Source organism: Chloroflexota bacterium (assembly GCA_013152435.1).
In the GTDB taxonomy this organism is placed as follows: Bacteria; Chloroflexota; Anaerolineae; order DUEN01; family DUEN01; genus DUEN01.
The window spans coordinates 34,175-47,240 of sequence record JAADGJ010000102.1 but is presented as its reverse complement, the minus strand read 5'-3'; the positions used below and the strand labels follow the sequence as shown (position 1 = coordinate 47,240).

The 13,066-nt window shown below is 65.1% G+C and carries 10 protein-coding genes; 5 read left to right on the top strand and 5 right to left on the bottom strand.

From position 1 onward, the window contains the following. Positions 1 to 272: 272 nt before the first annotated feature. On the top strand, positions 273 to 1,070 hold the full coding sequence (locus GXP39_14535; GenBank protein NOZ29250.1) for a 3-oxoacyl-ACP reductase FabG: 798 nt from the start codon (positions 273 to 275) through the stop codon (positions 1,068 to 1,070). A 24-nt stretch (positions 1,071 to 1,094) separates the two neighbouring features. Here GXP39_14535 and GXP39_14530 read toward each other — a convergent pair whose 3' ends face one another. Next, entirely contained in the window at positions 1,095 to 2,378 is a 1,284-nt protein-coding gene (locus tag GXP39_14530) for an extracellular solute-binding protein (protein NOZ29249.1), read from the bottom strand. Between the two features lie 248 nt (positions 2,379 to 2,626). Between GXP39_14530 and GXP39_14525 the strand changes: the two genes are divergently transcribed. Together GXP39_14525 and queG are read left to right on the top strand one after the other, a co-directional pair. Beyond that, positions 2,627 to 3,001, top strand: coding sequence for an ASCH domain-containing protein (locus tag GXP39_14525; protein NOZ29248.1), 375 nt, complete (start codon positions 2,627 to 2,629; stop codon positions 2,999 to 3,001). After that, positions 3,002 to 4,177: a tRNA epoxyqueuosine(34) reductase QueG gene (queG, locus tag GXP39_14520; GenBank protein NOZ29247.1), complete on the top strand. Its 1,176-nt coding sequence runs from the start codon at positions 3,002 to 3,004 to the stop codon at positions 4,175 to 4,177. It abuts the gene before it with no gap. Positions 4,178 to 4,324: 147 nt separating this feature from the next. Here the strand turns inward: queG and GXP39_14515 are convergent, their stop codons facing one another. Then, positions 4,325 to 4,942: a redox-sensing transcriptional repressor Rex gene (locus tag GXP39_14515; GenBank protein ID NOZ29246.1), complete on the bottom strand. Its 618-nt coding sequence runs from the start codon at positions 4,940 to 4,942 to the stop codon at positions 4,325 to 4,327. Between the two features lie 183 nt (positions 4,943 to 5,125). Between GXP39_14515 and GXP39_14510 the strand changes: the two genes are divergently transcribed. Together GXP39_14510 and GXP39_14505 are read left to right on the top strand one after the other, a co-directional pair. Then, a complete protein-coding gene (locus tag GXP39_14510; GenBank protein ID NOZ29245.1) occupies positions 5,126 to 6,694 on the top strand; it encodes a PAS domain S-box protein in 1,569 nt (522 codons plus the stop codon). Between the two features lie 14 nt (positions 6,695 to 6,708). Then, entirely contained in the window at positions 6,709 to 7,431 is a 723-nt protein-coding gene (locus GXP39_14505; GenBank protein ID NOZ29244.1) for a response regulator transcription factor, read from the top strand. A gap of 117 nt (positions 7,432 to 7,548) precedes the next feature. Here GXP39_14505 and GXP39_14500 read toward each other — a convergent pair whose 3' ends face one another. The 3 genes from GXP39_14500 to metG form a co-directional block, all read right to left on the bottom strand. Next, positions 7,549 to 9,024, bottom strand: a complete 1,476-nt coding sequence (locus GXP39_14500) for a hypothetical protein (GenBank protein ID NOZ29243.1) — start codon at positions 9,022 to 9,024, stop codon at positions 7,549 to 7,551. Positions 9,025 to 9,082: 58 nt separating this feature from the next. Then, the gene (locus GXP39_14495) at positions 9,083 to 10,813 is read right to left on the bottom strand and encodes a DUF4352 domain-containing protein (GenBank protein ID NOZ29242.1); all 1,731 of its coding nucleotides are present in this window, start codon (positions 10,811 to 10,813) and stop codon (positions 9,083 to 9,085) included. Between the two features lie 143 nt (positions 10,814 to 10,956). Further along, entirely contained in the window at positions 10,957 to 12,735 is a 1,779-nt protein-coding gene (gene metG, locus GXP39_14490; protein NOZ29241.1) for a methionine--tRNA ligase, read from the bottom strand. Positions 12,736 to 13,066 lie beyond the last annotated feature (331 nt).

Below are 13,066 nucleotides of genomic sequence, written 5' to 3'. Positions count from 1 at the left end.
AAGGGGGTTTGGGGGATGAGGGCCGTTTTCCCTCGGTCGATGATCAGGGGAATGTCTTGCGTCGGGCGACACGCGGGGTGTTCCTACCACCTCGATTTCCATCACTGACTTTGAAAAAGCCCCGCCGGACCAGGCATCCGTGTTGACACGTCGCATCCCGATCCGATATACTGCCGGCGAGGGAGTGCGGCGGCACGACACGGAACCGCCCGCGGGGCGCTGCTGAAAACGCACACGCATCCACAGTCTGGAAATTCATAGGAGGATCTGGAATGGGAATCTTGGAGGGAAAGGTCGCCATCATCACGGGGGCGGGGCGCGGCATCGGCCACGGGGTCGCCCTGGGGCTGGCGGAGGCGGGCGCCGACATCGTGGCCAATTACCGCCGCACGGCCACGGGAGCAGAGGAGGTGGTCGCACGAGCGCGGGCGCTCGGGCGGCGGGCTATCGCCGTGCAGGCGGACGTCTCCCGTCCGGAGGACCGCGCCCGGCTCATCCGCGCGGCCGTACAACAATTGGGAGGGCTGGACATCCTGATCAACAACAGCGGCATCACGATCCCCCGGCCGTTTCTGGAGGTGGACGAGGAGCTGTGGGATCGCACCCATGCCACCAACCTGAAGGGGATGTTCTTCCTGGCCCAGGCGGCCGCGCGATTCATGGTCGACCACGGCGTGCGCGGCCGCATCGTGAACCTCTCATCCGTGCAGGGACGTTACGCCGTCCCTCACCACGCCCACTACGCGGCCACCAAGGGCGGCATCGACAGCATGACGCGCGTGATGGCGCTGGAGATGGCTCCTTATGGGATCACGGTGAACGCGGTGGCGCCCGGCGTGGTGGAGGTGGAGCGCTACTGGGAATCGCCGGGGTATTCGCCGGAGCGGTTCGGGCCCACGATCCCCATCGGGCGAGTGGGCACCCCACGGGACGTCGCCGGGCTCATCGTGTACCTGTGCTCGGATGCGGCCGCCTGGATGACGGGGCAGGTGATCTATCTGGACGGCGGCACGACGGCACAATTGGCCTGGAATCCCCCGCCGGACGTCCAGGCGCCGCGCACGGAATGACGATCGCGGCGGGGGTGCGGCCGATCACTCCCTGCCACCGAACAGCGTCTTGGCCCGGGCCTGCGCCTCCGTCAGAGCATCCAGCGCCTCCGCATCACCCTTCAATACTTTCACCACCGCGTCCGTGTAAAGGTCGACCACGTCGCCCAGAGCCGGATCCAGGACGGCCGGCACGAAAACGGGGTTCGAGGCCAGCGAGCGGGCGATCCCCGCGACGCTCTCCCCCACGCGATCCGCGTACTCTGGGGATTGCACCTGAGTTTGCAGGGGAGGAGCCATCTGCCCTGCCGCCTCCTGGTGATCGAGCAGGAAGCGGATCCACTCCCAGGCCTCCTGGCGATGCTGAGACTGGGCGAAGAGGAAGTAGCCATCCACCCAGATCAGCGTGAACGATGCCCGGCCGCGCGGCAGGGGGAGCATCACCCCCTCGCTCTGCCACTCGAATCCCCATGCCTTGCCACCGCGGTCCGAGTATCGCCCCAGCCACAGGCCACACTTGCCACGCACGATCGCCTCGTAGATCCGGCCACGCGGGAAGTACCGACGAAGCTCGTCCGGATCGGGCATCACGCCGTACTGCAGATGGAGGTTGGCATACCACTGCACGGCCTCCACGTTGGCCGGATCGTCCAGCGTGGGATAAGTGGGATCGGACAGATCGTCGAACAGCCGTCCGCCGAAGAGGTACGTGAAGAAGATCGGGTCACCCTGGTCGGGCTCGCTGCAGAAGCCGTAGGTGAAATCCGCCCCGCCGCTTAAACCCTCGGTGTTATGGACGGCGACGGCCGCGGCCAGGAAATCATCCAGTGACCAATCCGCCGTAGGCGGCGTCACCCCGAAGCGATCGAACCGGGGCGCGTTGTAGTACGCGACCACGAAATCAAGCCCAGCGGGGATGCCCCACTGCACCCCCTGATGCTGGAGCGTCCGCAAGGCGCCCCGGACCATATCATCGTGCGGGAACGTCTCATCCACCAGTATGATCTCGTCCAGGGAGACCAGCTGATCCAGGCGTTCGGGCGTCAGGAAGTCCTGGCTCCATCGAAGCACATCGATCTCACGCCCCTCGATGGACTTCAGCCCGCCGCGAATGGGGTTGATGGGGACCAACTCGATGGTGATCCCGGGGTGCTCCTGCTGAAACTGTCCCGCCAACGTCTCATAGTCGGCGATGTTCTGTCGGAAGGCGAAGCGCAACGTCACCGGCTCCGGCGTAGGCGTCGCCCGGCGACGGCCACAGCCAACGGCGATCAGCGCGATGACGATCGCCAGCAACCACACGGTCCAAGCAGCCCGTTTCCGCTCCATTCTCATACGCTCCTTTGCGCGCGCTGTGAAGGGCTCCCTACCCACGGGCATCATTGTATATCAAATCGGACTGACCCTCAAACGTCTCCTTTCCACTAGGATGGCGGATCCAAATGGTTTGAGGGACTGCGCCCTTCAATGCTCCCCGTCGCATCTCTATTGGATACCCTTTTGGGCTATCCACGGCGTGTGCTACAATCCGTTGTGAAGGATGAAAGGACAAGCTCCTTGAGCCGAGGGAACACACCATGAACGAGAGAGCCTCCGGCGGACCGCGCGTGAAGACGCTCTGGATACGCCCCGAATACCTGAAGGAGATCCTGTCCGGCCGTAAGACGATCGAGGTCCGGGTCGCTTACGCGAACATCCGGCGGCTACGAGAGGGAGACTTCCTGCGATTGAATGACGAGCACCTCTACCGCATTCGTCGCATCGCCCACTACCCCAACTTCCAGGCGCTGCTGGCCCACGAGCCAGCCGAGGCCATCGCCCCCGGCATGGACGCGGGGGAGTTGGAACGGGCGCTGCGGGCCATCTACCCTCCGGAAAAGGAGGCTCTGGGCGTGGTGGCACTGGAGATCGAGCCAGCGCCGGAACCTCACGAGCGCGAGGACGAGGGATAAATGGCCACGCTGACGGAGCGCTTCAAGGAGCGGGCCCGCGAGCTGGGATTCGACCTGGTACGGATCGCCGAGGCCGGCCGGGCGCCTCACGCCGACGCGCTGATCCAGTGGCTGGCACGCGGGTACCACGGCGAGATGGCCTACATGGCGCGAGATGTGGAGCGACGCCTGGATCCACGCCGCGTCCTGCCGGAGGCGCGCTCCGTGGTCGCCCTGGGCACCCGCTACCCGGCGCCGCGCCTGCCCGCTGCCATCCGCCAGGATCCCTCGCGAGGGCTGATCGCCGCCTACGCCTGGGGGCCGGACTACCACGACTGGATTCGGCCCCGCCTCTTCGAGCTGGACGCCTTCCTGCGCGAGGAGACCGGGCGCACGGATCGCGCCCGATGCTATGTGGACACCGGCCCGGTACTGGAGCGCGACTGGGCGATGCAGGCCGGGATGGGATTCATCGGGCGGAATACCTGCCTGATCCACCCCGCCCTCGGCTCGTGGCTGTTCCTGAGCGTCATGCTGATCCCCGAGGCGCTGGAGCCGGACCCTCCCCCCGAGCTACAGGAGCTTCCGTCACAGATCCCCTCCTGGCGCCTGGCGGACGACCGGATCGGCACCTGCGGCCGATGCACGCGCTGCCTGGATCGCTGTCCCACCCAGGCCTTCGCCGACGCGTACGTGCTGGATGCCCGTCGCTGCATCTCCTATCTGACCATCGAGCTGCGCGGGGCGATCCCTCACGAGCTGCGGCCGCTGATGGGCAACTGGATCTTCGGCTGCGACATATGTCAGATCGTCTGCCCCTGGTCGGGGCCGCGCGCTCGGACGGAGCCCTCTCCCGAGGATCTGAGGCGGTGGTGCCCGCCGCTCTTGGAGCTGCTGGCCCTGGACGAGGAGGGGTTCCGAAGGAGGTTTCGACGCACCCCGATCGCTCGGGCCAAAAGGCGCGGGCTGCTTCGCAACGTGTGCGTCGCGATCGGTAATTGGGGAGATCCCATCGCGGTGCCGGCCTTGATTCGCGCCCTGCACGACCCCGAGCCGCTGATCCGAGGGCATGCGGCCTGGGCATTGGGCCGCATCGGGGGAAGCGCGGCGAGAGGGGCCTTATCCCAGGCGCTGGCCACCGAGGGCGACCCCTTCGCCCAGAAGGAGATCCGGCAGGCACTGGGCATATCGACATAAGATCAAGTGGACGAACCCAGGCTGGGATCTCCAAGCCCCAGCTTACGGGCAGGAGGGGTCGCGAACAGGCTACGGACGAGATGGGAGGACAATGGGGAGAAAGGAGAAGAGCCGGGCAAGGAAGATCCCCTCACCCGGCCCCAGACCTCACAGGTAATAGGTCATGTGCTGCAGATCCACCACGGGATCGATGTACTGGACCCGGACCCCAGGCGGCACGTTCAGGATCACGGGCGCGTAGTTGAGGATGGCCCGGATCCCGGAGGAGATCAACACATTGGTGACCTCCTGAGCGGCGGCGGCCGGCACGGCCAGGATGGCGATCTGCCACTGGTTCTCCTTGATGGCCTGGGGCAGGTCCTTGCTATCCTGCACGATCAGACGCCCCAACGGGCGGCCGATCTTCTCAGGGTCGTTGTCGAATACGGCCACGATGTTGAACCCTTTGCCCAGGAATCCCCCATAGTTGGCCAACGCGTGACCCAGGTATCCCGCTCCCACCAGGACCACATCCCACACCCGATCCACCTGGAGGATCTCCCGCAGCTTCTCGCTCAGAAACCCGATGTGGTATCCCGTCCCCTGCTTTCCAAACTCTCCGAAGTGCGAGAGATCTTTGCGGATCTGCGCGGAGCTGATGCCAAGTCGATCCCCGAGCTCCTGTGAGGATGTGATCTCCCGGCCCTCCTCCGCAAGGTAGGTCAACTCACGCAGGTAGATGGGGAGCCTTCCTATGATGATATCTGAGACCGCTTCTTTCGCCATTCGGTGAGCCTCCTCTTCGTGGGGGAGAACTTCGTGGAGTTTGTTGGATCGCGTTTTTTGTCCGCTACTTGTGCTTTCTTTGTGCGTTTCCTCAGCTATGATAATACCACATAGGGACCGGACGAGGCAACTTCTCTCGAGGGCTTTGACAACCCGTGCGGCGTACGCTAATATGGTAGCGAAATGTCCTCCTTAATGATTTACCAACTGCGCCAAAGAGAATATCTGCTGGAGATCAGCCGGGCGATGACGTCCCGGCTGGAACTCGGCGCGGTATTGCGGCTCATCCTGACCTACGCTGCCGAGATGGTCGAGGCCGAGGTGGGGATCATCGCCCTCCACGAGGCCGATGGCTCCCTGGTGGTGAAGGCCTCCTATGGGATCCCCGCGCGCCTGCTATCCAGCTTCGCCCCCTTGCTGACCGACATCCCGCGACTCGTGGACCTGCAGCGGCGCACGGGCTGGCGCGTTCCCGACCTGGAGCTGCGCCTCCAGGCGGTGGCCTCGGCGATCGGCATGCCCCTCGATCAGGTGATCGCCCTGCCGCTGGTCGTCGACGAGGAGCAGCTGGGGGTTATCTATCTCTTCCGTTCGGGGAGCGCGGCCTTCTCCCACAACGACCGACGACTGCTCTCGGCCTTTGCAGCCCAAGCGGCCATCGCGGTGCGCAACGCCCGGCTGTACTCGGAACTGGTGGCCGAAAAGCAGCGACTGGACGCTGTGATCGAGAACTCGGCCGACGGGATCATGATCCTGGAGCCCGACCTCCGGATCGAGATGATCAACCGAGCCTTGCTGCGCATGACCGGCTGGTCTCGCGAGGACGCGCTGGGACAACCTTACCATAAGGTGCTGGCGCTGCAGAACGCGACGGGAAGGGACCTCCACGAGATGGAGAACGTGGAGCAGGAGCTGCCGCGCCAGGGCACCGTGTACGTGGAGGGGGAGCTGGCCAAGTCCGGCGGCTCGCGCGTCGTGGTGGGCGTCCGCTACACTCCGCTATGGGACGAGGCCGGCCACCTCCGAAATATCATCGTGAACGTGGTGGACATCACGCGGTACCGGGAGGCCGAGGAGATGAAGAGCACCTTCATCTCCGTCATCTCCCACGAATTGAAGACCCCCGTAGCGCTGATCAAGGGGTACGCCACGACGCTGGCCCGCGAGGATGCCCATTGGGACGAGGAAACGCTGCGAGAGGGGCTGCGCGTCATCGAGGAGGAGAGCGACCGGCTGAACGCCCTGATCGACAACCTCCTGGACGCCTCTCGCATTCAGGCGGGCGTGCTCAAGCTGGAATTGGGCGATGTGAACATCCCCCGGCTGGTACGCCAGGTCGTCGAGCGCTTCTCGACCCAGACGGACCGCCATCAGTTCGAGGTGGACTTCCCAGACGATTTCCCGATCGTGCTGGCCGACGAGGAACGGCTGCGACAGGTACTGAACAACTTGATCAGCAACGCCATCAAATATTCCCCAGAGGGCGGGATCATCCGCATCGGGGGGTGGGCCGATGAGGAATCGGTCACCGTCTACGTGGCCGATCAGGGGATTGGGATCCCGCCGGAGGAGCAGGGCCGGCTGTTCCAGCGATTCTATCGCGTGGACTCCAGCCTGCGCCGCAAGACCCAGGGGGCCGGCCTGGGGCTGTTCCTGTGCAAATCCCTGATCGAAGCCCACGGCGGCCGCATCTGGTTCCGCTCTGAGCCGGGGAAAGGCAGCACGTTCTTCTTCTCCCTGCCGCGTCGCTGAGAGAGGTTGCCCGTATGCCCGTGTCTGAGCATCCCCTGATTCTGGTCGTGGACGACGAGAAGCGCATGGTCCGCTTCGTGCGCATGAACCTGGAGCTGGAGGGATTTCGCGTGACGGAGGCGTATAACGGCCTCGAGGCGCTGGATAAAGTGCGCGAGGACCTGCCAGACCTGGTCTTGCTGGACGTCGCCATGCCGGAGATGGACGGCTTCGAGACCCTGGCCCGCATCCGGGAGTTCTCCACGGTGCCGGTGATCATGCTGACGGTGCGATCTGAGGAGGAAGATCGCATTCGCGGCCTGGACCTGGGCGCCGACGATTACGTCACGAAGCCGTTCAGCCCTCGCGAGCTGGCCAGCCGCATCCGCGCGGTACTCCGCCGGGTGGATATGGCCGGCGCCGTCGACCAGACCAGCCCTCTGGTCATCGACGACCGCCTCACCATCGATTTCCCACGAAGAAACGTGATCGTGGAGGGGAAGCGGATCAGCCTCCGGCCGACGGAGTACCGCCTCCTGTACCACCTGGTGCAGAACGCAGGCTGGATCATCCCCCACGATCAGTTGCTCAGCAAGGTATGGGGGCCAGAGTACCGGGACGAGAACCAGCTATTGCGTCTGTACATCACCTACCTGCGCAAAAAGATCGAGCCGGACCCCAGCAACCCGCGCTACATCTTCACCGAGCGCGGCGTGGGATATCGATTCGTGGATTTCCGGCATCAACAGGGGGAATAGGCAACGGGTCCGGAGGAGAGACCTCCGTCCTTAGCCGGTTGAGGGGAGCGAGAAAGGCCACCGATCGGTGGCCTTTTCCTTTCGCACAGGTAGCGCTGCCAGGCGCGGCGGCAAAGGTTACCGCGTGAGCTGCGGGACGATGAACCCGAACAAAGCGAGCAGATCCAGGACGCCTAATCCGACATAGATCAGGAACAAGCCCAAACAGCGTAGTCTCCCGTTCAGCAGGGCGTTCACACCCAGCGCTATCCCCGTCCCTCCGCTCAAGGCGATGAACCACTTATGGAGACGCCCGCTCAGGAGCCCCACGCCAACGGCCGCGGCGGCCAGGACGAGCCACCCGCCGGCCAGCCACCGACTGGTCCGAGCCCGTAGCGCCTGATCCATCCCCAACGCGAAACACAGCCCCCAGACGGGCAGCGCCGGGAACAGGTAACGCCCCTGATGCTGCACGAACGTCAGGTTGTACCACACGTAGGCCGCCACGGTGAGCAGGAGCCAGGCGAACAGGAATCCCAACGGCTGTCCATAAGCCGCCCGCTCCTCGGAGCGAAACAACGCCCACAGTGCCCACAGACACCCCACCAGGGCAATGCCGCTGAGGATGCCCAGCGCCAGGTAGATGCGGCTGTCCATGAGCACGCCCATCCAGCCGAACTGGCCCCAGAAGCTACGGAAGGTGGTCGCCGCCGCCTGGCGGAGGAAGGAGAGCGCCCCCATCTGCCCCAGCCACTCCGCCGTGCGCGGCTGCCCCACCACCACCTCACCGTGTCGCCGCAGGCCCAACACATCGCCCGGCCCGTACACGATCCAGTTGCGCGCCCACCAGGGCAATCCCAGCAACAACCCAGGCCCCAGCCCCCAGAGGAGATGTCGGCCCGGCAGCCGCCCGCTCGTCATCCCCCGCCAGAGGATCGCCAACAACACCAGTGGAAGCGCCAGATATGCCGCGGTCTTCGTCCAGAAACCCAACCCCATCAGCAGGCTCAGGCTCAACAACTGCCCCCGAGCCGTCTGCTCGTCATCCCCGCCGCGCATGTAGGCCAGTGACAGGACCACACACCCCGCCAGGATCAGCTCCGCCAGGATGTCGTTGTTCACGGCGGCGCTCATGGCCACGTGCTGGGGCAGAAAGGCGACGAAGGCCGTCCCCCCCAGCGCCAGGTCAACGCGCCGGGGAAAGACCATGCGGATCAGGAGGTACGTGACGAGGAGAAGGCAGGCCCCAAGGGCGACGCTGAAGAGCCGAAGGGGCAACAGCCGGCCGCCGCCGATCCAATAGATCGGCGTGGCCAGCAGGTAGTAGAGGGGTGGCTGATGAGACTCGTAGCGGATGGGGGCGATGGACATATCCGGCGGGAATCGACGCGCCTTGATCTCCTCCAGATATGCCTGGTCGTAATCCCCCATCCGCAGGACGGGCGGACGCCCGGTCTCCGCCAGATGACGAATGTAGTTGTAATGAGCCGGCTCGTCCGGGGATTGCCAGGCGGGCGTGTAGACCGCGTACAGGCTGGCGAGGATGACATAAAACACCACGATGAGCCCCAGCCACAGCCGCGGCCTTCCTGCGATGGAGAATCGATCTCGCACGGCTCTCCCCCCGAATGCGAAGCGCGCTATCTTGAAACGAACGCTCTTTCGAAGGCCGTTACTGTGGCTCCGGCAGCTTGATCACGATCGTGGGCGGGGCACTGCTGGGCGGATCGGCATCCTTCACCGTGAGCCGGAACCCACGGGCATCCGCCGGCACATCGAAGACCAGCACGCCCTGCACGATGCTCCACGGGGCCAGCTTGTAGAAGGTCAACGAGGTCAGCCCATGCAACTCCGCGTAGCGATTGCTGGCCGCCACCCCGGCCTCGTATCTCCGGCCCCGGCTATCCATCAAGCCCTCGCCGAAGGTCGAGCTGGCGGCAAGCTGCTGATACGTCCCGCTGCGATTGGTCAATCGCAATGGCACGATCAGGAAGCGACTGCGCTCCGGCCGCAACACGGGCGTGCCGGGAAGTTCGGTGGCGATCAGCGGGGCCGCGGCCGCCACCTCCAGATCTCCGACCACCTGCGGCGGGCCGAACGTGAAGCTCGGAGGCGTGGGCGTGGGCGTGGGCAGATGAACCTCGCCCGGCGGATAGCTGGCGATGGTGGAATCGATGGCCATCTGCAATTGCGCGATGGTATGTCGCAGCGCGCCCAGCTCACGCGGCAGCTGGCTGGCCGTGATCCACGGTGGGGTGTCCACCCGGATCACCCGCTCCTGCCCCTGATACCGGGCCGCCAGGTGATAGGTCAGGCACGTAGCGCACGGCGACCCAAAGCGCTCCTGGGCGAGATCGAAGAAGCCTCGCTGCGCCAACTGCTCCAGCAGCCCCGAGACATCCTCCGGCTGGCCGTGCAGCAACCACTCGCCCTGCCGTCGATGATCCTGGATCACCACCCGCCCGTCCTCGTAGTAAACGGCCTCGCGATCCACATGGAGGCTCTGGCTCTCATAGGCGAAGCGGACCACAGCGCCCGCCGGTAGCCCGGCCGAAGGGGGAGGCGTCGGGCTCGGGGTGGGTGTAGGCGGCACGGGCGTGGGCGTCGCGCTGGGGGTGGCCGAGGCCGTCGGGGTGGGAGTGGGCAACTGCGGCGTCGGCGTCGCCGTGGGCGTGTCCGTCGGCGGGATCACGGGCGTCGGCGTGACCGTCGGGGTAGGTGTGGGCGGCGCCGGCGTCGGCGTATCGGAGGGAGTCACCGTCGGGCTGGGCGTGGCGGATGGAGTGGAGGTCGGCGTCCAGGTCGGCGTGGCCGTCAGCGACGGTGTGCTCGTCGGGCTGGGCGTAGCGGAAGGCGTGGGTGTAGGCAGCGCCGGCGTCGGCGTATCGGAGGGAGTGGCCGTCGGGCTGGGCGTAGCGGACAGGGTGGGGGTCGGTGTCCAGGTCGGCGTGATCGCGACGGTCAGGGTCGCCGTTGGGCTGGGCGTGGGCGTCTCTGTCGGAGCGGCCTCCGTCGCCGTCGGACTGGGAGTCGGCGTCGGCGTGAGCTGCTCAGGCGTTCCCGTGAGGACCTCCCCGGCCGCCTCCACGGTCGAGGTGATCGGAGGCGTCGTGATCACCTCGGTCGCCTGCACAGTACCCGTGACCTCGACCGTCGCCGTGACCTCCACGGGCACGGTCGCCGTGATCTCCTCCTGCGGTCGGGTCGGGCTGACCTCCGTCGCCGTCGCCGTGGGGGTGGGAGTGGGCGGCAGGGGCGTCTCCGTCGGCGGCGGTGTGGTCACCGTCGGGGAAGCCAAAGCGGCCTCCGGCGCGGCAGCGCGCCGGCTCGTGATGAACAACGCGGCTCCGATAATGGCCAACGAGAGGATAATACCGAGGATGAGCAGACGAGAGGAGCTCATGATTACCGGGCCTCCAGGAGTTCAGACTGTAGGACCCCACCCACGGGCAGGCACCCTCGTTATTCTACGCCAGCCGTGGGGAAAAGCAAGTCATCAGGGAGGGATCGACAAGGCCCCCACCGGCGGGTGGGGGCCTTTCCAGGTCAATGGGTAGGCGTCCCGCTCTTCGCCAGCAAGCGCTCCACCTCCTCCTCGGCGACGGACTCGTCCAACTTGCGGAACAGGGGTTGGGGGAGCCGCAACGGCTGGCCGGGCGGCAACGGATCGGCCGCCCACCGGGCCGCCAGATCGGAACGATCATATCGCAGCGCCAGATGAGATCGCTCCGTCTCGTGGTACTCCTCCACGTACTGCCGCCCGAAGATGGAACCCTCATGCCCCAGGTACTCGTGCAGCTTCTGCGAGGAGAAGGGCAGGAACGGGCTGAAGATCACCCGCAGCCAATCGATCGCCTGGAGACAGACGTAGATGGTAGTGGCCGCCGCGGCGGGATCCTCCTTGATCTGCTTCCACGGCTCCTTCACGTTCAGATAGCGATTGGCCTCCTGGGCCAATCCCATCGCCTCCGTGAGGGCAGCCTTGAAGTGACATCCCTCGATCTGTCGCCCCACGCTGTCGAAACCGTCTTTCACCGTGTTCAGCAGGGCTTGATCGATCTCGTCGAGATCGCCCGGCTGCGGGACCCGCCCATCGAACCGGCGATAGGCGAAGCTGAGCACGCGGTTGGCCAGATTCCCCCACGTGGCGACGAGTTCCGTGTTGTTGCGGCGGACGAACTCCTCCCACGTGAAGTTGACGTCCGAGGTCTCCGGAGCGTTGATGGTCAGGATATACCGCCAGGGGTCCGGGTCATAGCGATCCAGCACATCCAGAACCTCGATGACCCAGCGCCGGGACTTGGAGAGCTTGGCTCCCTCCACGTTCAGATATTCGTTGGCCGGGACATCGTAGGGCAGGTTCAGGCCGCCGTACGCATAGAGCATGCCGGGCCAGATGATGGTGTGGAATGGGATGTTGTCCTTGCCGATGAAGTAGTACGACTTGACATCGGGCGCGATGTCGGTCTCCCACCACTCCCGCCAGGCATCCGGCTGGCCGGTGATCTTCGCCCACTCCTTGGTTGCGGACAGGTAGCCGATCACGGCGTCGTACCACACGTAGATGCGTTTGCTCTCATAGCCGGGCAGCGGGATCGGGATCCCCCACTGGATGTCCCGGGTGATGGGGCGGCCGCGCAGCTCGCCCGACTCCAGCTGCGCCCGGGTGAAGTTGAGCACGCTGGGGCGCCAATGCTCCTTGTCGCGGCGAATCCACTCCAGCAGCGGTCCGTTGAGCTTGGCCAGATCCAGGAAGAAGTGCTCCGTCTCCCGGACGATGATCTCTGTGCTGCCGCACACCTTGCAGCGCGGGTTCTTCAGCTCGATGGCATCCAGCGTGCGCCCACAGTTATCGCACTGATCCCCCCGGGCCCCCTCGTAATCGCAGTACGGACATGTGCCCTCCACGTAGCGATCGGCCAGGAAACCGTGATGGTGGTTGCAGTACAGCGCCTGCTGAATGTCCTTGTAGATGTATTCACGCTCCAGATGGCGCAGGAACATATCCTGCGTCACAGCCCAATGATTCTCCGTATCCGTCTCCGTGAAGAGATCAAAGGCGATCCCCAACCGCTGGAAGAGCTCCAGGAAGCGCGGGTGATAGCGATCCACGACCTCCCGAGGGGTGATCCCCTCCTCCTCCGCGCGCACGGTGATGGGGGTCCCGTGCGTATCCGAGCCCGACACCATGAGCGCCTCATTCCCCTTCAGGCGATGATAACGGGCGAAGATATCCGGCGGCAGATAAGCGCCGGCGATATGACCGATATGCAGATCGCCATTACAGTAAGGCCACGCCACACAAACCAGGATCTTCTCAGGCATGATTCATCTCCTCACACACAGGCTTACACGAACGTTCTCAAGAAATCACAGACGCCCAGCGAGCGGGCTGTGATCGTGTAGTCATCTTTTCGAACGGAAGAAACGGGAAGATGCACAGGTACACCGGAGGAGCGGAGCCGCACAGAGGTCGCGCGGCCCCTAACCGGCCATATCAGACGAGGACACAAGAGGTCACGGGGGGGAGCCCCCCCATGGTGCCCGTGGCAGCCGATGAATGCCGGGGCGAGGGTATGGATTGGATGATCCCTGCCGATAACGAATACGATCTAACCATCGTCCCTCCCGGGCGACAGACCCAGCGCGCCCTCAG